This is a genomic window from Streptococcus ictaluri 707-05 (assembly GCF_000188015.2).
Taxonomy (GTDB): domain Bacteria; phylum Bacillota; class Bacilli; order Lactobacillales; family Streptococcaceae; genus Streptococcus; species Streptococcus ictaluri.
This window is the reverse complement of the sequence record NZ_AEUX02000001.1, coordinates 134,448-159,532: the sequence shown is the minus strand read 5'-3', so window position 1 is coordinate 159,532 and position 25,085 is coordinate 134,448. Positions and strand designations below refer to the sequence as shown.

Here is a 25,085-nt window from a genome sequence, read left to right as displayed (position 1 = left end):
GTGACGCAAAAAACAACTGTTTTAGCCTAAATATTTCACTTTTTTGACAAATAATATCATTTGTTGATAAAAAGCTAGACAAATTTGTCATCAAAGGGAAATCTTTTAAAATAAAGGCTTTTATGATATAGTAAAGCCATTGAATAAATAGAAGGAGTAATCATGTCTGCACAAGATAAATTAATTAAAGCAAGTCATCTGATTGATATGGATGATATTATTAGGGAAGGAAATCCAACACTTCGTGCGGTTGCCAAAGAAGTGAGCTTGCCCTTAAGTGACGAAGACATCATCTTAGGTGAAAAGATGATGCAATTTTTAAAACATTCTCAAGATCCTATTATGGCAGAAAAAATGGGACTTAGAGGAGGTGTTGGCTTAGCTGCACCACAAATTGATGTTTCTAAACGCATCATTGCCGTCTTAGTACCTAACCCTGAAGATAGTGAGGGTAATCCACCTAAAGAAGCCTACAGCATGCAAGAAGTGCTTTATAATCCAAAAATTATTTCTCACTCTGTTCAAGACGCTGCACTAGCTGATGGGGAAGGTTGCTTATCTGTCGATCGAACTGTTGAAGGCTATGTCGTAAGACATGCCCGTGTTACGATTGAATATGTTGACAAAAACAACCAAAAACACAAACTCAAGCTAAAAGGCTATAATGCCATTGTGGTTCAACATGAAATCGACCATATTAATGGTGTTATGTTTTATGACCGCATCAACCCTAAAAACCCATTTGAAGCCAAAGAAGGCCTCTTGATTTTAGAATAAGAAAAAAGGCCCTTGGCCTTTTTTCTTTAGTCTTGAATAGCTGCAAGAAGTGCTTCTGACTGTGCTAACAAGCTTGTTTTTGTTTCTTCTGTAACTTCAAGAACTCCTGTTCCCCAAGCTTCAGGATTAACAGATGTTTTTGTAAATTCTCCGGCTACTGACGTACGGATAAATGGCAACAATTCTTTAAATTGCGCAAAGACTTGATCATGTCCACCGTTTGCTACTGAAGAAACAGTAACCACTTTACCACCGATAGCAGATGGTCCAGTTGGGTCAGATAAATCTAGAGCACGTGATAGCCAGTCTAAAAGGTTTTTAACAGAACCTGGAATAAATAAGTTATAAACTGGTGTGAAAATCCAGATAGCATCTGCTGCTTGAACAGCTTGACGAGCTTCAACAACTGAAGCTGGTGCATTTGCTTCCATATCTTGGCTAAAGACAGGAACATCTTTCCAGTTTAAATAAGATACTGCTGCTTGTCCTTCAAGAGCTTTTTCAGCTTGAGTAGCCAATTGATGGTTAAAAGAACCTTCACGAAGTGAGCAAACGATAAATAAAATGTTTTTCATTTCTTTTTCCTCTTCTTTTTTAAAGATAGTTTTGATGCTGTCTAAAAACGACATGTCATAAATTCCTCTTTCTAGGCCTTTATCACTATGTAGTAATTATACCTTCTTTTGGAAGAGCTGTAAAGACATTTGTTTATAAATCTTTAAATTTTTTGAGCAGTTCAATCAACTCTAGTTGTTCTTCTTCGGTCAAAACCGCAAAGGCTTCTTCGACACGTGCAATATGTTTTGGCAATACGGATTCAATCAATCGATTACCTTCCTCTGTTAATGTAACCACATAGGCTCTTTTGTCACTTTCATCTTTGCACCGACTAATCCAACCGTTACGCTCCATGTTTCTTAACACAACGGTCATATTACCTGAAGTGGCTAGTAAAGAATCAATCAAATTATTGATTCGCATACAGCCTTTGGTATGTAGAACCTCAAGCACACTAAATTGTGTAGCTGTTAAGTCTGCACTTTTAAAGATATCAGACCCAAAAGCATCCAAAGTTCGTTGAGCTTTACGAAACACCACCATGGCTTTCAAAGCGGTATTTGTATCTAAATGACTCATCTTATTTCCTCGCTTTATTTTATATGTCACTGATTAGTATTAATCAATTTAAGTAGCGGGACAAGAAGTCGGTCTTGTCCCACTCACTTTATCGTATTGTTAGTGAAATGCTCTCACCAACCCTTTAGAAAAAATCATCAAATAAACTCAATTGGTTGTCCTCAGGTAGATTACCCAAAATCCCCATATCATCCATTTTTTCGACTAGGGTACTAGAAGAACCACCTCGTTTGCGGAGCTCCATTTTAGAGAGGAACTCTCCTTCTTGTCGTGCTCTGACAATTTGCTTGGCCACGTTTTCCCCCAAGCCTTCTAAGGCAATAAAAGGTGGTATTAAAGTATCTCCTTCAATTTGAAACTCCGTGGCATCACTCTTGTAAAGGTCTAATTTACCAAATTTGAAACCACGTTCCAACATTTCATTGACAATTTCAAGCGTGGTAAAGAGATCATTTTCCACATTAGTGGCTTCGTTGTTTTTACGCTTAAGGCTGATGTCTTCCATTCTGGCTTTGACAGCCTCTAAGCCACCACTCATGGTTTTTAACTCAAAAGCCTTAGCACGAATGGAGAAATAGGCACAATAATACATAATAGGGTGATGCACCTTAAAGTAGGCCACTCGAAGGGCCATCAAGACATAGGCTGCCGCATGGGCTTTAGGGAACATGTACTTGATCTTACCGCAGGACTCAATATACCAATCTGGTACCTTGTTTTCTCGCATCGCCTGGATGTAAGAGTTGCGCTCATCTTCTGAAATCTTAAGCCACATGCCCTTACGCACCCGCTCCATGATGGTAAAGGCCATCTTAGGTTGCAAGCCTGCGTGCATAAGGTAAACCATAATATCATCACGACAACCAATTACTGTTTTTAGAGTGGCTGTCCCATCTTTGATCAAATCTTGGGCATTGCCTAACCAAACATCGGTTCCGTGTGAAAGCCCTGATAATTGTAATAACTCCGCAAAAGTGGTCGGATGGGTTTCATTGACCATGCCTCGAACAAAGTTAGTCCCAAATTCAGGAATCCCTAGCATCCCAGTTGGTGTCCCAATTTGCTCAGGAGTCACTCCAAGCACTTCCGTACCAGAAAAGAGAGCCATAACTCCTGGGTCATCAGCAGGTATGCTGATAGGATCAATACCTGATAAGTCTTGTAGTTTTCGAATCATGGTAGGATCATCATGTCCTAGTATATCTAGCTTCAAAACATTCTCATCGATATCATGGAAGTTAAAGTGAGTCGTCTGCCAAGAAGCTGACACATCATCGGCAGGATACTGTACAGGGGTGAAATCATAAACATCCATATAGTTTGGAATAACAACAATTCCTCCCGGGTGCTGACCCGTTGTACGTTTCACACCCGCAGCCCCTGTTGCTAGACGATCCACCTCAGCATCTCGGTAAAACTTCCCGTAATCACGTTCGTATCTTTTGACAAATCCATAGGCTGTTTTTTCAGCAACCGTACCAACGGTCCCAGCTCTAAAAGCATATTCTGCTCCAAAAATATCGCGAACATCTAAATGGGCACTGGGTTGATCATCACCTGAAAAGTTCAAATCAATATCAGGAACCTTGTCCCCATCAAAACCAAGGAAGGTTTCAAAGGGAATGTCTTGACCGTCTTTTTGATAGGTCGTTCCGCATTTCGGACAAGGTTTATTCGGTAAATCATAACCTGATCCTACAGAACCATCTGTAATAAATTCTGAGTGTTGACACTTAGGACAGACATAATGGGGAGGCATAGGGTTAACTTCTGTGATGCCAATCATGGTCGCCACAAAGCTAGACCCAACAGAACCACGTGATCCTACTAAGTAACCTCGTTCATTAGAGCGATTTACCAAGAGCTGAGAGGCCAAGTAAATCACCGCAAAACCATTCCCCAAAATAGAGGTCAATTCTTTTTCGATACGTAAATCAATAATATCTGGCAAGGGATTGCCGTATATTTCAAAGGCTTTCTGATAGGTTAACTCTGCAACGGTCTCTTCGGCCTTATCGATATAAGGGGTATAAAGATCCCCCTTAACCACCTCAACCTCTTCAATACGATCAGCAAAGTCCTGGGTATTTTGCACAACCACTTGATAAGCCAAATCTTTACCAAGAAAGGCAAAGTCATCCAACATCTCATTGGTTGTTCGAAAGTGTGCTTTAGGAAGAGGTGCTGGTTTTGCCCCCTCACCGCGTCCAATGGTTCTGTTAATCATAGCCCCTTGACCCAGACTACGCACGATGATCTCGCGGTAAATCTCGTCTTCAGGCTCTATATAGTGGACATTTCCCGTTGCCAAAACAGGCTTGTCAAGGCGACGCCCCACTTCAATCAAATCACTAATAACCTTTCCAATTCCTGCTTGGTCCTTGATTAATTCCCTTGCAATCAGTGGTTCATAAATAGCAGGCGGCATAATCTCAATGAAGTCATAGTACTTGGCTATCTCAACAGCTGCATCTACACCTTGAGATAAAACGGCATCAAAGACTTCACCTTCCGAGCAGCCAGAACCAATCAAGAGACCTTCTCTGTGTTGGTCTAAGACCGTTCTTGGTAGTCGAGGAACCCCTTCAAAATACTTGACATTGGTCAAACTCACCAACTTAAACATGTTTTTCAAACCAACCTGGTTTTGCACATAAATAGTCGCATGCTTGATACGTGCTTTTTTATAAGAATCTTCTGCCACCAGTTTGGTATTGAGCTCTAAAAGATTAGTGATGCCACGCTTTTCTCGTGCTTCTTTTAAGAAAATAAAAAGCAAGCGGCCAGTGGCTTCGGCATCATAGTTGGCCATATGGTGATGGTCCAAGCTAACTTGGAAGCGCTTGGTCAAAGGCCCCAAACCATGACGTTTGAACTCAGGATAAAGGTTTCTAGCAAACTCAAGAGTATCAATGACAGGCTGGCTAATCTTAGGTAAGTTGTAGCGCTCATAGTTGGCATTCATAAAGCCAACGTCAAAACTGGCATTATGGGCTACTAAAATACTGTCTTGACAAAAGGCTTGAAATGCTTCTAAGACTTGACATAAGGGCTTTGCCCCTTGCAAATGCTTGTCTGTAATACCGGTCAACTCAGTGGTAAAGGCTGACAAGGGATGTCCTGGATCAATAAATTCGTCAAATTGCTCGACAATATTGCCCTTAAACATCTTAGAGGCTGCAATCTGAATCAGGTCATTATTCATAGCAGACAGACCTGTGGTCTCAACGTCAAAGACAACATAAGTGGCTTCATGCAAATCCATATCCACAGGCTGATAAGAAATCGGAACCTTATCCTCAACAATATTAGCTTCCAAGCCAAAAATAGCTTTGATGCCTGCCTTGCGTGCTCGGTGATAACCATGTGGAAAACTCTGCACATTAGCATGATCGGTGATAGCAACAGCCTTATGTCCCCACTTAGCTGCGGTATCAATCAAAGTTTCAACTGTTGGTAGGGCGTCCATTGTGGACATGTTAGTATGGGCATGAAATTCCACCCGTTTTTGTCCCTCTGGCATCAAATCCTTACGATCGTGATGAACAATTTCTTTCACCTGTTGGACATTCATGGTCAAACTTTTGGTAAAGGGATTGTTTTCGATATTGCCTTGTACCCGCAACCAGGCTCCTTTAGCAATCATATCGTATTTCCGAAGGTCATCATCGTCCTTGGCCCATTTTTGCATGGCAAAAGAGGACGTGTAATCGGTCATCTTAAAGTTGATAATATGTCGGCCCGTACGTGTGGTTTTTCGTTCCACATCAAAAACCATACCTTCAAAGACGATACGATTTTCTTCAGAATCAATCTCAACCATTGGTGTGATGGTTGCTTTTTCAAATCCAGCTTGACGCTGGGCCACACGCTCTTTGTAGTCAAATTTTGGGGCAGCAGGGGCTTCTTCTGCCGGTGGCTGCATGGCTTCTAAGGATTTTTGAGCTTCAAGATTATTTTGGACTGCTTTTTCTAAAATAGCCTGACGACTTGATTCGTAATGATTGGTCAACTGCTCAGTCATTTCCTGATCTGAAACCATATCAATGATTAGAGGGGCGAATCCAAATCGTTCAAACTGTTTAGCCAGATTGGGCAGATGGTTTTTCCTGAAGTGGTCATTATTAACAAAATGGGGAGCTGAAATGATCAGTTTTTGGTCTAGGTAAGCCACTTTTAAAGTGGAAAAAGATGATTTAAAACTAGCCCCATTACAAGGAGGATACTCAAAAGCTTCTCGGTAGTAAGCCTGCAAGTCTTGGTCTGAAAACTGTGGCTCTTTTACTTGAATGGTAAAGGTCACCTTAATATCAGCAGCTTGAAAGCTTCTTTGCAAACGATCAGCCAGTTCTTTATAAATGGCAATAGGTAAAATATGGGCAAAAGAAAAATGAAATTCCCATAGCCGTGACAAAGCATGAACCTTGACTTCAATAATATCAGCAGACGAAAAAGCACTTGAACGTCTCATTTCAAGCGGCATTTCAATTTGTTCCATCAATTTAACGAATAAATCTGACATAATTTTCTCCTGATTTTCTTAGGCTCTATTTTAACACAAATACTTGGATTTTTCGAGTTTTTCTAAAAGCTTGCCAATAACAAAAAAAGATGACGACATTTGTCATCATCTTACTCTTTATGCTTTGTCTTTTGTCAAAATATCTAGCGTCTCAATTAGGTTTTCAGCATTAACCTCAATACTGTCACCACTTGCTTTGATTTTGATTTCAACGATACCTTCAGAGGCTTTTTTACCAACTGTCACACGAATCGGTAATCCAATAAGATCACTATCTGAGAATTTAGATCCCACACGTTCGTTACGATCGTCAGTCAATACTTCGTAGCCCTTAGCCATCAAATCAGCTTCAATTTTAGCAGTTAGGTCTTGAGATACTTGGTCCTTGACGTTAACAGTGATGAGATGGACATCAAATGGCGCTAATTCTTTAGGGAAGTCAATACCCCAAGCATAGCGGAAGTCTCCTTTTGGCGTCTTGCTAACAAACAAGCGGGCATGTTGTTCGATAACGGCTGATAGAATACGGCTAACCCCGATACCGTAGCAACCCATAACGATTGGTACAGCTCTGCCATTTTCATCAAGGATGTTAGCTCCCATACTATCTGAATAACGTGTCCCTAATTTGAAGATATGTCCGATTTCAATACCACGCGCAAATTGAAGGACACCATGCCCATCAGGAGACATTTCTCCCTCTTTCACTTCTCGGATATCAACATACTCCGCTTGGAAATCACGCTCTGGGTTAACCCCTGTCAAGTGATAGCTATTTTTATTAGCTCCTGCTACAGCATTAGCCAAGTCAGCTACCTTGCGATCAGCCACAATACGGCTACCTTCTGAAAGATTAACGGGACCTAGGGAACCAAAGTTAGCCCCAAAGAAAGCTAGTGCTTGCTCTTCTGTTGCAGGCTCTAAGAAATCTGCCCCAAGATAGTTTTTCAATTTCACATCATTGACCTGATCGTTACCAACTAAAAGAGCTACTAAAGGCTCATTATCAGCCATAAAGAGTAAGGTTTTGATAGTCTCGCTTTGGTCAACAGAAAGGAAGTTAGTCACTTCATCGATAGTTTTACAATTAGGGGTTTCCACTTCAATCAAGTCTTTTTCAGAGGCCACTTTAGAAGATGGTTTGTATTCATTGGTTGCCATCTCAAGGTTGGCAGCATAACTAGACTCACTAGAGTACGCAATGGTGTCTTCTCCAGAAACCATCCATGACGTCAGCTCTGTTTTAATTTCTTCTAAAACCGTTTCAGGAATATCATCAAAGGACGCAATAGATTTGTCTAAAATCACCCAACGATCCAAGTCGGTACGGTCTGGGGTGATGGCCATAAATTCTTGTGAATCCTTACCACCCATGGCACCACCATCTCCAATAATACCTTTAAAATCAAGGCCAGCTCTTGTAAAGATAGCTTCATAGGCTTGACGATAATCTTCATAAGTGACATCTAAATCATCATAGTTTTGATGGAAACTGTAGCCGTCTTTCATGATAAACTCACGTGTCCGTAATAGACCATTACGTGGGCGTTTTTCATCACGGTATTTGGATTGAATTTGGTAGAGATTTAAAGGCAACTGCTTATAAGATTTAACCGCATCACGGACCAAGGTCGTGAAGGTTTCTTCATGGGTTGGCCCCAAGATAAAATCAGATTTATCACGGTTTTTTAATTTATAAAGGTCCTCACCATAAGTCTCGTAACGGCCAGATTCACGCCATAAATCTGCTGTTAAAAGGGCTGGCGCCAACATTTCTACTGCACCAATCTTTTCAAATTCTTGACGCATAATAGTTTTGAACTTTTCAATGGTACGATTAGCTAATGGTAAATAAGCATAAATACCAGCTGAAACTTGTCGCACATAACCAGCGCGCATCATCAGCGCATGACTGATTACTTGGGCATCACTTGGCATTTCGCGCAAGGTTGGGATAAGCATTTTACTTTGTTTCATAAGTTTAAGATACCTGATTCCTCAAATCATTTGGAGGCCACTTGACTAGCTACTCCTTGTATTGAACAGGTATTCCTTTCCATTTTTACTTTAAAGACAAGCGAAGTCGAAAGAGCCCTTCTTATCAGACTCTTCGGCTATCATTCTTGTTTGATTAGAAGAAAACACGCATAATATCATTCCAGGTTACTGCTACCATTAAGACAACCATGATAGCCACACCCACTAAAGTGATATAGGTTTCTGTTTCTTGCTTGAGGGGTTTGCGACGAATAGCCTCGATGATATTCATCAGAATCTTGCCACCATCTAGTGCTGGGATAGGAATTAAATTGAAAATCCCAAGGTTAATGGACAGCATAGCCATGAGATTCAATACCGACTCCAAGCCATTTTGTGCTGCTTGGTTGGACATTTGAAACATGGCTACTGGTCCACCTAACTTATCTAAGCTAAAGGCTGTAATCAAACCTTTTAGAGCCACGATAATAAGTAGAGCCCCTCGACCAGCTAATTTGAAGCCACCCAGAATTTTATCCATTAATCCTGTTTTTAAAGGTGCTTGTACACCTAAAATGTAACTATTATTGACTTTTTTAGGCATTATGGTAACTGTTTTTGTCTTTTGACCTCGTTGGTAAGTAACCTCTAAGGATTTCTTAGCTTCTTTTCCTGATGTACTCAGTGACACCGCACGAACTAGATCATCCCAGTTGTCAATCTTAGAGTGTTCAATTTTGATAATTTGGTCATTATCTTTGATACCAGCTTTTGCGGCTGGTCCATTTTCTGACACACGAATATGGTTGGTACTGGAATCAGGAACGCCACCTTGCAAAAAGACCAGAATGACAAAAACGATAATACCTAGGATAAAGTTATTCATAGGCCCTGCAAAGTTAGTAATCAAACGTCCTCCGATAGAAGCATTCTGATACTGAACATCAAGAGGGGCAATGCGAACCTCAGTCCCATCTTCTTCTACAATGGTGGCATCATGATCTACCGGGTAGGTTTTTGTCTCATCAAGAACCAGACCTGTAATCGTCAATTGTTCCTCTAAATCGTAAGCCGTCACATTCATAGGAAGACTTGTTGGGTCAATTTTACTATGCGATAGATTGATACGTGACACCATTCCAGCCTCATTCAAGGTTAAGCTGGCTGGTGTTCCAGTTTTTATTTCTGTTTTATCATCGCCCCAACCTGCCATGCGAACATAACCGCCTAAAGGGAGGATACGAATAGTGTAAAGGGTTCCTTGACTATCAACGTGGGTAAATAATTTTGGCCCCATGCCAATAGCAAATTCTCGAACAAGAATGCCCGATTTCTTAGCAAAATAGAAATGCCCAAATTCATGAACAATAACTAAAATCCCAAAAATAATAATAAAGGTAAGTATTCCTAACATAGATTTCCTTTCAGTCTATTTTTTCTTTTCTTAGAACAAACCAAATAGATGCATGATGGGAAAAACAAAAATCATTGAATCAAAACGATCTAAAATACCACCGTGCCCAGGAATTAATTTACCTGAATCTTTGACACCAAAATGGCGCTTCATGGCACTTTCTACCAAGTCTCCAAATTGGGCAAAAATAGAAAATAAAGCTACTAAAAGCAGCATCACAAAGAAGTTATGTGGAGCATAGACGGATCTATCAATGATCATAAATAGCAAAGATACCACGACAGCACTTGCGATACCTCCTAGGCTTCCCTCGACTGTTTTGTTAGGGGAGACTTTAGGAAGTAACTTTCTCTGACCAAATTGACGCCCAATCATATAGGCTCCAATGTCAGTTGCCCAAACAATAAAAAGGGCTAGTAAAACCTTATCAATCCCTGTCATGCGAGCATTGACCAGATTTTGGAAACCAATGCCAACATAGAGGCTAGCAGCAATAGGGAAAGCAGCATCTTCAAAAGAATAAGCTTGACTATTTATCACTGTACCGGCTAAAAGGAAAAAGACAATTAATCCAAAAGCAGCAAAACTGGCATCAATAGGTAAAAAAGTCATATAATTTCCCATGGGTACCGTCAAAACAAAAGCGGCAAGCATGGCAAAAATTCCCTCAAACGAAAAGACTTCAAGTCTTCTCATTTTTAACAATTCAGATACTCCAATCATCGCTAATAAGCCAACAAAAAGCTGAAAAGGAAGACTTCCAATGATTAAAAAAGGTAGGAAAATTGCGGCGGCAATTCCTCCCCAAATAAGACGTTCTCTCATATCTTTTCTCCTTTAAATCCCACCATAGCGACGTTGTCTACTATTATACTCGGCGATAGCCTTGATGAGCTCAGCCTTTTTAAAATCCGGCCACAAGACGGGAGTGAAATAGAATTCACTGTAAGCCGATTGCCATGGTAAAAAGTTGCTCAAGCGTAACTCACCACTTGTTCTGATAATCAAATCAGGATCTCTATAAAGATAAGGAAGATGATCTGTCATCAGGTAATTGGCAATCAAGCCCTCTGTTATATCATCAGGATTTAGCTTAGCATCCAAGACATCTTGAGCAATGAGACGAACCGCATTTGTGATTTCTGCACGTCCTCCATAGTTCAAAGCAAAATTTAAAATCAAGCCTGTGTTTTGTCTTGTTTTTGCAATAGCAGCATTTAAAGCATCCAAGGTTGCTTCAGGTAAGCGATGAGTTTCCCCAATCATCTGAACTTTCACATTATTTCGGTGCAACTCAGGAACGTACTTGTCAAAAAATTCAACAGGTAAATTCATGATAAATGACACTTCATCTTGTGGTCTTGACCAATTTTCGGTAGAGAAGGCATAGACGGTTAGCACTTTCACCCCTAAATCAGAAGCAGCAACGGTAACATCTTGCAAAGCATCCATACCAGCTTTGTGTCCAAAGACTCTTGGATGGAGTCGTTTCTTAGCCCAACGCCCATTACCATCCATAATGATTCCAATATGTTTTGGAATTTTGTCCAAAATAACTTTTTTCGATTTCGTTTTTAATCCAAACATGTTTTTTCCTTATTTATAAGCATACTTATCTCTTATTCTACCACATTATAGGCTATTTGGCTTGCTTTTTCTAAGGGCTTTCTTGAAAAAAAGCCAAGCAGCCCCTTCTTATTTTTTCACTTCCTATATTAAATCACCACACTTTTGAAGAATTAAAAAAGTCTGAAACAATAGTGTCTCAGACTTATAATCATTAATCGTTTTCGATAATAGACTGATTTTCTTCAGGTGTGTCAATGACTGGCTCTTCAACAATCACCGCTTGCTCAGCTTCCACAGGAGCGTCAACTGTGCCACCCTTAGTAACCACGCGCTTGATAGCTGTTAATTCAAAAGGAAGGTAAACCCCATCCACATCTAACACGATTTTTTTAGCAGCAGTATCAACTTCATCTACCATCGCATACATGCCACCAATGGTTACCACTTCATCACCTTTTTCAATGGCATTTAACTGATTTTGGCGTTCTTGTGCTTGTTTCTTTTGTTGACGTTGCATGAACCAAATCAATGCAATCATAACAACAAACATTAAAATTGTTGGAAATCCCATAATTTCTCCTTAGTCTTTATAAAAGTCATGTCTACTATAACAGATTTACTGGCACATAGCAAGGTTTGGCTACCAAAACTACATACCATATCCTGCCTAATTTTCTAAGAAAGTTACAATTTCTTCTTCTGAAAGAGAGGAATCACAAACGCTACGCGCCTGACCTTTTTTAGCACAAGCAAAGCAGGTACTTTCACTAGTTGGTATTTCTTACGAAAACTTTGTATCTCATAGAAATCAGCGTGACTTTCACTGTTAAGGAAATAAATAGGCTCCTTAACCTATTTAGCTACAGTCGCTAACTTAGGTGCAAATCGATGACAATAAGGGCAACTTTCTCGTCCTACAAAGAGAGATAAATCTTGCCCAGCCTCTATTTTAGCTGTCAGCTCTGCTATGGTCACTTCTTGAAAAGCAAGAATACTTTCTGAAAACGTCATATCATGTTCCTTTCACGGACTTGGAGCAATCTTTATATACTAAAGTTAGCAATAGATGACCCCTATTTATCATTCTATTTTATCAATTTTTAAGATGAATGACTAGTTTTTAGAGCTTGTCTTAAAGGTAACAAGCCTAAATGCAGCACTTAATGCCAACAAGCCCATTGCTACTAGACCTTTTGAATCTTGAGTACCCGTTTTTGGTAAGGTCTCTTTGATTGCGTGACTTTGTGTTTGCCGAGAAATTGTTTCTGAATTTTTGGCGCTTTGGGTGACTAAAGGCATGACCTCAGTCATTTCTTTAGACGGATGACTTTGCTCTATATTATCTACGTCAGGAGCTTCAACTTTAATCACAATAGCTGTTAAAGCATCTAGATTTATCGCATCTTTAGTGAAACTAACCCCTTTAGGATTGCTAAGTTCAGAAGTACCAGCCCTATCAGCATCGACAATTACTTGACCTTTCAACAAGAAACGATATTTGTCATTTAAGCGAAGACGACGAGATTGACTGTCAGCATTAACGAAAATAGCATAAAGATCGCCATTAGAATCTCTGGTTTGATAGGCAATCAGCTTGTCTTCTTTTTCGATACCGTCTTGCCCAATTTGACCAATCAAATGGACACTAGCTTCTACTTCTGCTTTACTAGCTTTACAAAAGGCGTCTGTTGAGCGTCTGAGGGCAATTAGGCCTGCTGTGTAAGCTTGCGTATTGGTCGAGATAGGATTAAACTCTTTATCAGTTGCTTTTGTCCAATCAAAGTGATTCACGGCATCTGAAGAGTCGTAAGAATCGTGAATAAAATAAGGGTACTCTTTCACCGCATCAATAAGTGTCGCCTTATTTGGTACCTTATCATCAGTCACTTTTGACTTGTAATCTTTATTAAGCAACTGTTTGCTACGACCATACTCTTGCCCTGAATGCAAGAAGGCAGTTCCTTGAGAAGTCAAGATAAGGGTATTTCCTAAGCGAATGCGACGATGAATCTCTTCTTGAGCTGATTTAGGGTCAAGATTCAAGGATTTGGCAATCACATCATGTAAGGTTAAATTATCATGAGCAGCAATATATTGCACCACATCACCTGGATCATCAGCTTCAAAGTTAGCTGGTTGCGCTTTGATTGATCTAAAGAGGCTTTCGATATCTTTAGCACCACCCGTTATAAAAGCTGGTGTCCCTTCATTCGGGAAGCCGGTTTTGAGAATATTTCTGATATCATCCGAAAAGACACCAACAGTATCAGTTGCCTTCATCTCCTGATCTGCGGCTTGCTCTTTATGCCCTTCATCTCCTTGGTAAGTTCGCCAACCCTCTCCTATCATAATAGTATTAGGATTGATGGCCTTAGCCGCTTGAAAAGCTTGGTCAATCGCTTGTGCATCATGGTCACCCATCATATCAAAACGAAAACCATCCACCTTAAACTCATTTGTTAAGTAAGTAATGGAATCCACCAAAACACGACGACTCATCGCATGAGTGGTACCCAAACGTCCACCACCAAAACTCTCTCTGGCTGTGCCATCAGCATTCATAAAATGATAATAATGAGGCTCTAAATCTTCAAAAAGATAAGTCCTAGCAGTGTGATTATAAACCACATCTAGAATGACCCCCATACCACGTTTATGAATCTCATTGACCAACTCTTTGAGTTCTGAAATTCGTAACGCAGGATCTTTAGGATTTTCAGAATACATACCAGACAGGGCAAAATAACTTTGAGGGTCATATCCCCAGTTGTAGTTGTTATCAGAGGAAGTATAGGCTGTGGATCTTGCTTTGTCTAGCTCATTCACATAAAAATAGCTTAGAACAGGTAACAATTGCACATGGGTAACTCCTAAATCCTTGAGGTAATCTAGTCTTTCCACAAAAGCTGAGAAGGTCCCAAACGGGCTGCTCAACTTACCATCAAGAGCCTGGTCAGAGGTGAAATCTCGTACATGTGCCCCATAGATGATAGCATCTTCACGCTTGCTAAAGTTTTCAATCTTAGCAAAACCAAGGTCTTTAGGACCTAGTGAGCTAGAATTAACAAAGGCAGCTTTTGCCGTTTTAATCTCATCAGTGACAGTCTTACTATCCCAAGCCGCTAACGATTTAGCATACGGATCCAAAACCATAACCTTTTTCTGTCCACGTGTGATTTCATAGAGATAGTAATAACCGGTGTAATCACTAATCCCTCGAATACTATCCGCACTTAAATGACTTGTCCAGACACCTTTTTCCGACTTAGTCAGATCAACCTGACCAAGAACTTTTGTCTGATCGTCTTTATCGTAAATCACAACTTTAACACTATCAGCGCTCGGAGACCACAAGGCTAAGTCAACAGAACCATCCTTAAATAAATTAGCACCAAGCTCACCCTCATAGGTATAGAGCTTATCTTTTAATTGCCAGGATTGGCGAGCCACCTGACTTAAATCTCCAAAAGTAACGGTATAGTCTGAACCGGCCACTTTAAAATCGCCTTTAAGGATAACCACAGGATTTTCCTTATCAAAGCTAAGGTCATCTATGGCAACTTCCTTACCATCTTTGTCCATAACTTTGATAGCTTTTAGTATATCATCCTTATCAAGACCGTCTAGAGTCGTAAAACTTGCTCTTAACTCATCTAGCTCTGTTTGTTGAGCACCTTTTAGGCTGACTTGATCAATATAGTAAGGGTTATTATAGACTTTTGGATCGGTGCCTTTAACAAAGATTTGTGTATGATTAACTAAATCTTTAAAAAGGTAGTCCTTCGGTTGAACCTTAATGGCATCACCTGACTTACTCTTATCCAGAATCAAAAGCCAATTTCTTTAGCATCTTCCTTTAAAGGAACATCTACATAAGCACCATAAGGACCTCTTTTGACCAAATCTAAACCATTTGGCCAATCGGTAGAAGGCGTCTTAACATCCTTAAATAGCCAAACAGCTAGATTGTCGTAAGTCTGACTGTCATTTTGATAATTGATTCGAATGAACCCTTTCTCTAAAGGTTGATAAGGATAAGACTTGAAGTCTTCATCCAACCAAGCTTCATTCATTTTGTCTGTTAAAAGCTTAAGATGATGGTCATCAACAACTTTATCCCCAGCCTTATTATTGATTAAGAAAGATAGTTGTTGCCGCTTTTGATCGGACAACTTAAGATCAAGATAAGAACCATAAGAATCTTTTTGAGCTTCACTTAAAGGTAAGGCACCTTTAGGCCAGTCTTTGGATGGCTCAGCCACATCATCCCACACACATAACCCCTATGCCTCTGGGGATTGATCCTGTGGCAGATTTTTAAAGTGAATTCTTAAATGATTGGCTTCAATTTCTGAATTAGACTGCTTCTCCTCTAACATTTCTTGAGCTAGAGCAGGGCTTTTAGAAGGCGCTTCTCCGTTTACAGGTAACGATTCAGCTGAGCTGCTTTGACTCTTAAGGCTATTAGCAGATTCAGAGACAAAATCCGGCTGGCTAAGATTTAACCCCTCATGATCAAGAATGGCTAAAACAGCGGCTGTATCATCTACCTCAACTCCATCAAATCCTTGACTGGATGCTTGCGCTGTCTGAGGCTGACCACCTTCTTGCGCTAAAACCTGTGGACTATAAAGTAAGATACTCGCTCCAGTAGCTACCGACACAACCCCTATGCTCAACTTTTTGATGGCATATTTATAGGTTTTAGACCCTTGAGTGACTTGTTTGTTCATAAGACCTCCCTATTAATAAAAGTTTCTAACAACCCTATCTTAGCACATTGTGCAGGCGCTTTCAACAAGCTATTTCATTTGTTTTTTATTTGCTCGCCTCATGTCGATCTTGAGATAAGTTTCAGTGCTCAGCTCAATAAGTCATACAAGCTAAAATACAAAAAAGGCAGAAGCCTAGGTCTACCTTTTTTGATATTCAACGTTCTCTAAACCTTATTCATGACTAGACAAACATATTATTCTTACTGCTTAGCCACTTTCACACAAAAAGCATCCCAAGGTTCTAGGCACTTAGTCTCTAAAGCCTTAGTCACGTCTGTATTAGTGATAATCACTTGTGCCCCTGCCAAGTCTTTAGCAAAACTTTGCTTTTGGTCAGATACATTGACAACAATCACATAAGTATCTTCTCCAAACTGACGTTTATAGGCAAAAACTTTATCAGCTGTGGACAAGAGCTGGTAATCACCTTCAACTAACCATTCTTCCTTCTTGCGTAATGCAATTAGTTCTTGGTAAGTATAAAAGATGGAATCAGGATTAGCAAGTGCTTCAGCCACATTAATCTCTTGATAATTAGGATTGACGGGTAACCAAGTACTTTGACCCTCTGAAAATCCAGCATGCTTTTCCTTAGACCACTGCATAGGTGTTCTGGCATTGTCTCTACCCACCTTACGAATACTATCCATCAGATCAGCTTCTTTAATACCATTAGCCAAAGCTTCTTTGGCATAGTTGAGTGATTCAATATCATCAACATCATCCAAGGTTTCAAATGGGTAATTGGTCATACCAATTTCCTAACCTTGATAAATATAAGGAGTTCCACGCATGAGATGAAGTAAAATAGCTAGCGCCTTAGCTGATTTGTCACGGTAGTCGTGATCATTCCCCCAGATGGATAAGACCCTTGGCAGGTCATGATTATTCCAAAAAAGGGAATTCCAGCCTTCACCCAGTTTCAACTCTGTCTGCCACTTGCTAAAAATCCTTTTAAGGGCAGGCACATCAAGTTCTTTGGCATAATCCCATTTCGGTTTATTGGGCTTATGTTGCAAACCAACGTGCTCAAATTGAAAGACCATGGACAACTCTTTATTTTCAGGACGTGAATATTGACGAGCGATTTCAGGCGTTGCCCCCCCAAGTCTCACCAACAGTCATCACATCATGGTTTCCAAAAGTAGCTTGATTCATTTCTTTGAGGTACTCATGGAGACGAGGGCCATTTCCAGTAATCTCTAAATCAGGAATTTTCCCAATTAAATCAATGACGTCCATTCGAAAACCACCAATACCCTTAGCAATCCAGAAGTTCATCATGTCGTAAATTTTTTGACGTAGCTGTGCATTTTCCCAATTTAAGTCAGGCTGCTTTTTACTAAAGAGATGTAAATAATACTGTCCAGAAGCTTCATCCAATTCCCAAGCCAAACCTGAGAAAATAGACATCAAATCGTTAGGCTTATCTCGCCAAATGTAATAATCTCGCTCAGGACTGTTTGGATTTTCTCTAGCTTCAACGAACCAAGCATGCTCATCAGAAGTATGATTGACAACCAAATCCATGATGATTTTGATGCCTCGTTTATTAGCCTCTAAAAGCAATTCATCCATATCCGCCATATCCCCAAAGATTGGTGCGATAGCTTGATAATCGGAAATATCATAACTATTATCATCCATAGGCGATTGGTAGACAGGTGATAACCAAATAGCTGTGATGCCCAGCTTTTGCAAGTAATCTAGCTGACTAGTTACTCCTTTAAGATCCCTATCCCATTGCCACTTGTATCTTTAAAAGAACGTGGGTAGATTTGATAAACGGTTGCTTTGTGCCACCAGTGTTTTTCCATACTGATTACTCTCTTTCTAATATCTCATGAAAACAAAATCCTCAAAGACCTTTGAGGATTTCGTTATATTCTAGGAGGTACGATTAACGGATAGCTTGCTCTGTATCTAGGTCGAAGAAATGGCCTTTAGCCACATTAAATGTCAAGCTAACTTTTTCACCTGGGCTGTGGAAATCACGCGCATCCACACGAGAAGCAAACTCAGTTTGTCCCAATTTCACATAAAGCATGGTTTCTGAACCAAGCAATTCTGAAACCAAAACTTCTGCCATGACATTAGCATTTGGATAAGTGTCATGCACAATTTGGTTGCTTGAAATATCTTCTGGACGGATACCAAAAGTGACTTTTTTACCAGTGTAACCAGCAGCATCAAGCATTTTAGCTTGGCCTTCTGGAATAGCAATGTCTAAACCATCTTCACTGACAATACGACCATCTTTTACTACTACTTCAAAGAAGTTCATAGCTGGACTTCCAATAAAGCCTGCAACAAATTTATTAGCTGGAAGATTATACAATTCTTGTGGTGTTCCCACTTGTTCTACTTTACCGACAGTACCATTTCCTTGAGGGTTCTTAGTAGCACTCATAATAACGATACGGTCTGCAAGTGTCATTGCTTCTGTTTGGTCGTGAGTAACGTAGATAGTTGTTGAACCAATACGACGGTGAATTTTAGCAATTTCAGCACGCATTGATACACGAAGTTTGGCATCTAAGTTTGACAATGGCTCATCCATCAAGAAAACTTTAGCATCACGGACAATAGCACGTCCCATAGCCACACGCTGACGTTGACCACCTGACAAGTCTGCTGGTTTACGTTCTAAGAACTCAGTCAAACCAAGAATTTCAGCTGCTTCTTTAACACGTTTATCAATGTCATCTTTTTTGTATTTACGAAGTTTTAGACCAAATGCCATGTTATCGTATACCGTCATGTGAGGGTATAGGGCATAGTTTTGGAAAACCATAGCGATATCACGATCTTTAGGTGATTTGTCATTAACCACTTCACCATCAATCTTTAACTCACCCTCGGTAATATCTTCAAGTCCTGCAATCATACGAAGAGTTGTTGATTTTCCACATCCTGAAGGACCTACAAATACGATAAATTCTTTATCTTTAATATCCAAATCAAAATCTTCAACTGCATAGTGAGTTGTGTTTGGGTATTTTTTGTAAATATGATCTAAATTTAATTCAACCATGATTTCTCCTGTTTGCCAGCGAGGATTTTTGGCGAGTATCCTTCACCAATGCCGACACATTTATTTGATGGTTTCATTATAACAAAGATACCGCTTTCATAAAATAGACAAGGCGCCCAAACTTCTTTGGGCACCTTGCACAAAACTAATGTTTTAACAAAAAGAGATAGGCGAAAGCAAGATCATCTAAGTTTTTCAAATGTAACCCCGACTGTTGCGCAAACTTATCCAATTTATATTGAAGTGAATTTCGGTGGATAAAGAGAGCTTGAGCTGTCTGAACCAAATTCCCTTGAGATTGCCACATGGCCAACACCACTTCTGACATTTCTTTATGATTGGATAGGACTTGACTGAAATGTTGCTCTAAATGGGGAAATCCTACCGAAGACAATAGTGACCAGAGCATGAGCTTAGCAAAAGTAACTAGGTTCCCTGCGGCTTTCTGATTGAGATAATGACTAAAGAGAGCATTTTCTTCTTCAAAATAATCCCGTAAAGCTGTCCCGCTCAGCTTATTCCAACTGTTACCAACAAAAATCATAAGTGCCAAGCCAAAGTCGCTTTCAATAGTAGGAAGAGTATCTGCCAACACTCGCAGAGTATCCGCGTCAGTCTCCTGACGTAACAACAAAACGGTCCGAGTCTGACTGACAGGTAAAATAACTTCAACTCCTGGAATCAAGCTATGGAACAAGTCAACGAGATCTTCTGAAAGGGGAAGATGATGGTTTAAGTATATGAATTGGCACTGAGCAAAATAATGAGGCTGCTTTCCTTTTTGTTCAATCAAGTAAGGATACCAGGGAGAGGAGATATCCCCTACCCTCTTTTCTTGAGTTTGCTTTTGTATCAACTCTAATAAGAGAAGCTCTCGCTCTGATAACCCATTCTTAGGTAAATGAAGGTAGCCCTCTTCATTTTCAAGGCTAATCCACTGGTCATCATTTAAAGGGAGAGAGCCCCTTGTCATGTCTGGGAAGTAATCCTTCAGCTTCATAAGCTCTCCTTTCGTGAAGGTCTTTAGACCATTATAACATATAAATAAGACCTCTCTTTAAAAGAAATAATAGCTAGCCCTTAACAAAAGCATAATCTTTTTTAGTTTTCATCTCATAAAACGCTTAAAAAGACTTTAAAAGCGAATTATTTTTTTTTTTAGTTTTTTGAACTTGAAATCCGTATTTTCTAAGTAATTGAAAAATAATAATTTTTCTAATCTTTTCGTATAAAAGTATAATATTTATTTAAAAAGAATTTTTATACATTAAATTTTTATAAAATAAGATACACGCCTGTTTTAAAAGGATGTGGTCATTTAATATTCAAAAAATATCATCATTTTTCTTTTTAGGTCATCATTTTTTTATTATGAAAGGCTCATTGAAAAGAGATGGTTTAATTTCCCTCTTCTTGTATGGGTAAATTTCTTCTGCTAGACTAATTTAGCCGGCAAAAACTTAATATTTTAGGGGTATTTATGAAAAAACGTTTATCTTTTGGGATGGTTGCACTACTATCTGCCATAACACTTGGAGCAAGTAAACCTGTCCATGCTATCGCTGGTCCAGGTTGGCTTTTAGACACTCCAACTTCAACAAACAGCAAATTGATTATTAATGTTAATGGTATCGTTGAAGGCACTAATCAAGAAATTAATATTAAAATTTCTGAACTCGATCTTCAATTAAATACTGTACTAGGAAAAGAACCTGGTCAAAAATCAAAACAATTTGATTCTGACTCTGCATATACTAGCAGAAAACTTGAAAAAGCTGACTTGCTAAAAGTCATCCAAGAAAAGTTAGTGGCAAATGCGCGTACAAATGCTGATTACTTCAAAGTCATCGATTTTGCAGATGATGCTAAGATTACAGATAGATACAACAAGATTTACTTTGCAGATAAAGATGATTCTGTAACGGTTCCTATCCACCCTAACCAAAACTTCCTGTTAAGCGGACATGTTCGTCTCAAACCATATCAAGCAAAAGCTATCACAGAATCAGCTGAAGATGTTCAAATCAATTATGAAGTGAATTTTATCTCAGAAAACGGCGATGACGATTTCAAACCGTTACTTCGAGATATGTACGACTTGAAAAAATTAGCTGTCGGAGATAGTATCACATCGTCTGAATTAAAAGCTATCGCTCAAACGATTCTTTCACAAAAATATCCAGAATATCTCATTACAGAACGTGAATCCGCAGTTGTCACTCATGATAAAGACATCTTCCGTACCATCTTTTCAGGTCAAGATGAGTTTACTTATCAGGTTAAAGATAGAGAGCAAGCTTATCAAATAAATGGAAAATCTGGAGATAAAGAAAAAGCTCAAAACACAGATGTCATCTCTGAAGTTTACTATATTATGAAAAAAGGTGACAAACCTTACAATTATGCTGACCGTAGCAATATGTCTTTAGTGACTGTTAACTACGTAGACGATGAGAATAAAGCCACTCTAAGAAGTGAGAGCCTATACCTTAAAAATGAACACCAACTTGATTTTGCAGATTTGTATGACGTTCGTGATAAACACAAACTCTTATTAAACAATTTAGATGCTTTTGGAATCTTAGACTATAGCCTAACCGGAAAAGTTGACGATAACCAAGATGAAGCTAACCGCGTAGTAACAATCTACATGGCTAAACGTCCTGAGGGTAAAAATGCTAGCTATCATGTTGCTTATGACAAAGATCGCTATAGCGAAGAAGAAAGAGAAGCTTATAGCTACCTACGTGATTTAGGGACACCTGCGCCTGAAACTACTTTTGAAAAGTAATTAATACTATAGAAGAAAGCAACTCAAAGGGTTATTTCTTCCCCTGAAAACAAATCATCACAAGGATGGTTTGTTTTTTTGGTTTTACCCTTCATTCTAAACAAGAAAAAAGCGACTCCCTAAGGGAATCACTTTCATATGGCTTTTGACTAAAGGTATCCTGTCTTTTTCTTAACAGGAAGTTAACGATTTTTAGTATCTAATAAAATGGTAACTGGTCCACCATTGACAAGGCTGATTTGCATGTCTGCCCCGAATTGTCCACAAGCTAAGGGAACCACTTGAGCTAATGCTTGATTAAAGCGATCATAAAGATCACTTGCCATCTGAGGCTTTGCAGCCCCTGTAAAAGCTGGACGATTACCCTTTTTAGTATCCGCAAATAGGGTGAATTGAGAGATAGACAAGATACTACCGGCAACATCCTGAATGGACAGGTTCATCTTATCGTCTGCATCTGAAAAAATGCGCATATTGACAATTTTGCGAAGAGCATAATCCAGATCCTCTTGCTGATCTTCTGGACCGATTCCAACTAGCAGAACCAATCCTTGCTTAATAGCGCCCACGACCTGATTATCAATACTAACAGAGGCTCTACTAACCCTTTGAATCACAATTTTCATGATTATTTTCCTCCTAGCCGTTGGTACGTTTCACACTGTAAACGTCAGGAACCGCCTTGATTTTTTCAACCACTGTTGTTAAGTGGGTCAGATTAGGAATTCCAAAGCTAACGTGGATATTAGCAAACTTCATGTCTTTTGTGGGTTGGGCATTAACTGTTGAGATGCTCTTGGTTGAATTGGACAAAATCTGTAAGACATCATTTAAAAGACCACTACGATTAAGTCCATAAATATCAATTTCAGCTTGATAATCCTTGCTAGAGTTTTCCAAATCCCACTCTACTTCAATCAAGCGCTCTTGATAGCCATCTTGTCCTTTGATATTGTTACAATCAGAACGGTGAATGGCAATCCCCCGTCCCTTGGTGATATAGCCTTCAATAGGATCTCCAGGAACAGGATTACAACACTTAGCAATACGCATCAAAAGTCCAGATGCTCCTTGAATAATGACGCCATTTTCACTGCGAACCTTAAGCACATCTTTATTCTCGTGCTTAACCTCACCACCATTTACCAGCTCTTCCGCTTCAGCCTTCGCCTTGGCACGTTCTTCTTCACGGCGTTCTTTTTCAGTTAATTTATTAAAGACACTGACTGGACTGATATCTCCAAAACCAACTGCCGCATAGAGTGTTTCCTCACTCTTGACACTGACTTTTGGCAAAATGGCTTCGATGCGTTTACGCTCCAAGTATTTATTAGCCACATAGCCTTGCTCTTGGAAAAAGTTCACCAAGAGCTCGCGCCCTTTATTAACAGATAGTTCTTTGTCTTGGTTCTTGAAAAATTGACGAATTTTATTACGGACTTTGTTGGTCTTGACTAACTTAATCCAGTCTCGACTAGGCCCAAAGGAATTAGGGTTGGTGACAATCTCTACCACATCACCTGTTTTTAGTTTGGCCGTTAGTGGAACCATACGACCATTGACTTTAGCACCTGTCGCCTTTTCCCCAACTTGCGTATGGATAGCGTAGGCAAAATCAATCGGACCTGATTCTTTGGGTAATTCTTGAACAGCACCTGTTGGGGTAAAGACATAAATGCGTTCTGAAAAGATATCTTCCTTAACAGAATCCACAAAGTCAACCGCATCACCATTTGAGGCATCTTGTAACTCAACCAACTCTTTGATCCAATTCATGCTCATTTTTTGCTCGGCTTGGTTTACTTTTCCCCGAACCCCTTTTTTGTAGGCCCAGTGCGCCGCAACCCCATACTCAGCCACCTGGTGCATATCTTTGGTACGAATCTGAATCTCAATAGGACCTTTTGGCCCATAAACCGTGGTATGAATAGACTGATAGCCATTGGCCTTTGGCGCAGCAATATAATCTTTGAAGCGACCTGGCATCGGACGCCATAGCTCATGAATGTAACCTACCATAGCATAGACATCACTTTGAGTCTCCATAACACATCGAATAGCAATCAAATCAAAAATCTGATCAAACCGCTTTTTCTTATCTCTCATCTTACGATAGATAGAGTAAATATGTTTTGGCCGTCCATAGACATCCCCAAATAAGCCTTGTTCTGTCGTGTAGGTTTTGATTTTCGTCACAATATCTTCTACAAGTGCTTCACGTTCGCGACGCTTTTCACTCATCATATGCGAAATCTTATAAAACTCAGCCTCATTAAGATAACGAAAGGCCAAATCTTCAAGTTCCCACTTGATGCGACTAATCCCCAAACGGTGAGCCAAAGGGGCATAAATTTCCATCGTTTCTCTTGAAATACGCTCTTGCTTATCTTTACGAAGATGCTTGAGTGTGCGCATGTTGTGAAGGCGGTCAGCTAACTTCACTAAGATGACACGAATATCCTTTGACATGGCCATAAGCATCTTACGATGGTTTTCAGCTAGTTGCTCTTCATGAGATTTATATTCTACCTTACCTAACTTGGTCACACCGTCTACAATATCACGGACATCTTTCCCAAAATCGGCTTCTATATTTTCTAAGGTAATATCTGTATCTTCCACCACATCGTGCAAAAAGCCACAAGCCACTGTTACCGCATCAAGATGCAAATCTGCCAAGATAGCTGCTACTTGAATGGGGTGGACGATGTAGGGTTCACCTGACTTTCTAATCTGATAAAAGTGAGCAGCCGTTGCATAGTCCAATGCTTTCTTGACAAAAGCCACATCCTTTTCATTCAGATAATTGGCAGTAAGTGCAATCACTTCCTCGCCTGATAAATTAATTTCTTTAGCCATTCTCATCCTCGTCTACTTTTCTTTTACCTATTTTAACACTTTCACTTCAAAAGAAAAAGAAGGAATCCTTGAGTGTCAAGCTTTCTCCTAAGTTTCTCTTCTAACTTTTATGGTTTTTAACAAAGAAGCAGTCATAACCAAAATGTTTTGGAAACAAGTCTCCAAAATAGTTCGTCTTTATTGTTGATGCAACCGCTTCCATGAGCTATAATGGATAGGTAAAACTATTA

15 protein-coding genes and 2 pseudogenes are annotated in these 25,085 nt (G+C 39.6%); 2 read left to right on the top strand and 15 right to left on the bottom strand.

All coding sequences use genetic code 11. The annotated features are described in order from the left end of the window. The first annotated feature begins 162 nt into the window (after positions 1 to 162). Complete coding sequence (gene def / locus STRIC_RS00755; RefSeq protein WP_008086985.1) at positions 163 to 777, top strand: peptide deformylase; 615 nt, start codon at positions 163 to 165, stop codon at positions 775 to 777. 26 nt (positions 778 to 803) lie between these two features. On the opposite strand, the gene STRIC_RS00750 is transcribed toward def, so the two are convergent. The 13 genes and pseudogenes from STRIC_RS00750 to STRIC_RS00690 form a co-directional block, all read right to left on the bottom strand. Beyond that, positions 804 to 1,352, bottom strand: a complete 549-nt coding sequence (locus STRIC_RS00750; RefSeq protein ID WP_156033563.1) for an NADPH-dependent FMN reductase — start codon at positions 1,350 to 1,352, stop codon at positions 804 to 806. A 133-nt stretch (positions 1,353 to 1,485) separates the two neighbouring features. Further along, positions 1,486 to 1,914 carry a MarR family winged helix-turn-helix transcriptional regulator gene (locus STRIC_RS00745; RefSeq protein WP_008087240.1) on the bottom strand — a complete coding sequence of 143 codons (429 nt, stop codon included), beginning with the start codon at positions 1,912 to 1,914 and terminating at the stop codon, positions 1,486 to 1,488. A 124-nt stretch (positions 1,915 to 2,038) separates the two neighbouring features. Next, positions 2,039 to 6,436 (bottom strand): PolC-type DNA polymerase III, encoded by a 4,398-nt coding sequence (locus tag STRIC_RS00740; protein WP_008087220.1) that lies wholly within the window; start codon positions 6,434 to 6,436, stop codon positions 2,039 to 2,041. A 117-nt stretch (positions 6,437 to 6,553) separates the two neighbouring features. Then, positions 6,554 to 8,413: a proline--tRNA ligase gene (locus tag STRIC_RS00735; protein ID WP_008087342.1), complete on the bottom strand. Its 1,860-nt coding sequence runs from the start codon at positions 8,411 to 8,413 to the stop codon at positions 6,554 to 6,556. A 154-nt stretch (positions 8,414 to 8,567) separates the two neighbouring features. Next, a complete protein-coding gene (gene rseP / locus STRIC_RS00730; RefSeq protein WP_008086981.1) occupies positions 8,568 to 9,827 on the bottom strand; it encodes an RIP metalloprotease RseP in 1,260 nt (419 codons plus the stop codon). A 30-nt stretch (positions 9,828 to 9,857) separates the two neighbouring features. Next, positions 9,858 to 10,652 (bottom strand): phosphatidate cytidylyltransferase, encoded by a 795-nt coding sequence (locus STRIC_RS00725; protein ID WP_008087121.1) that lies wholly within the window; start codon positions 10,650 to 10,652, stop codon positions 9,858 to 9,860. A gap of 12 nt (positions 10,653 to 10,664) precedes the next feature. Further along, on the bottom strand, positions 10,665 to 11,414 hold the full coding sequence (locus tag STRIC_RS00720) for an isoprenyl transferase (protein ID WP_008086933.1): 750 nt from the start codon (positions 11,412 to 11,414) through the stop codon (positions 10,665 to 10,667). A gap of 193 nt (positions 11,415 to 11,607) precedes the next feature. Continuing rightward, complete coding sequence (gene yajC, locus STRIC_RS00715; RefSeq protein ID WP_008087068.1) at positions 11,608 to 11,967, bottom strand: preprotein translocase subunit YajC; 360 nt, start codon at positions 11,965 to 11,967, stop codon at positions 11,608 to 11,610. A gap of 281 nt (positions 11,968 to 12,248) precedes the next feature. Beyond that, a complete protein-coding gene (locus STRIC_RS12510; RefSeq protein WP_008087260.1) occupies positions 12,249 to 12,407 on the bottom strand; it encodes a thioredoxin domain-containing protein in 159 nt (52 codons plus the stop codon). A 102-nt stretch (positions 12,408 to 12,509) separates the two neighbouring features. Further along, positions 12,510 to 16,129 (bottom strand): annotated as a pseudogene (locus STRIC_RS00705) (pullulanase). Between the two features lie 242 nt (positions 16,130 to 16,371). After that, a pseudogene (locus STRIC_RS00700) lies at positions 16,372 to 17,988 on the bottom strand (glycoside hydrolase family 13 protein). 83 nt (positions 17,989 to 18,071) lie between these two features. After that, positions 18,072 to 19,205 (bottom strand): ABC transporter ATP-binding protein, encoded by a 1,134-nt coding sequence (locus STRIC_RS00695; protein WP_008087239.1) that lies wholly within the window; start codon positions 19,203 to 19,205, stop codon positions 18,072 to 18,074. Positions 19,206 to 19,350: 145 nt separating this feature from the next. Continuing rightward, positions 19,351 to 20,205: a helix-turn-helix domain-containing protein gene (locus STRIC_RS00690; RefSeq protein WP_008086970.1), complete on the bottom strand. Its 855-nt coding sequence runs from the start codon at positions 20,203 to 20,205 to the stop codon at positions 19,351 to 19,353. A gap of 480 nt (positions 20,206 to 20,685) precedes the next feature. Here STRIC_RS00690 and STRIC_RS00685 point away from each other — a divergent pair, with 480 nt between their 5' ends. Beyond that, positions 20,686 to 21,996: a staphylokinase domain-containing protein gene (locus STRIC_RS00685; protein WP_008086929.1), complete on the top strand. Its 1,311-nt coding sequence runs from the start codon at positions 20,686 to 20,688 to the stop codon at positions 21,994 to 21,996. Positions 21,997 to 22,178: 182 nt separating this feature from the next. On the opposite strand, the gene dtd is transcribed toward STRIC_RS00685, so the two are convergent. Together dtd and STRIC_RS00675 are read right to left on the bottom strand one after the other, a co-directional pair. After that, positions 22,179 to 22,622 carry a D-aminoacyl-tRNA deacylase gene (gene dtd, locus STRIC_RS00680; protein WP_008087032.1) on the bottom strand — a complete coding sequence of 148 codons (444 nt, stop codon included), beginning with the start codon at positions 22,620 to 22,622 and terminating at the stop codon, positions 22,179 to 22,181. A gap of 13 nt (positions 22,623 to 22,635) precedes the next feature. After that, complete coding sequence (locus STRIC_RS00675) at positions 22,636 to 24,855, bottom strand: RelA/SpoT family protein (protein WP_008086921.1); 2,220 nt, start codon at positions 24,853 to 24,855, stop codon at positions 22,636 to 22,638. Between the last annotated feature and the right edge of the window lie 230 nt (positions 24,856 to 25,085).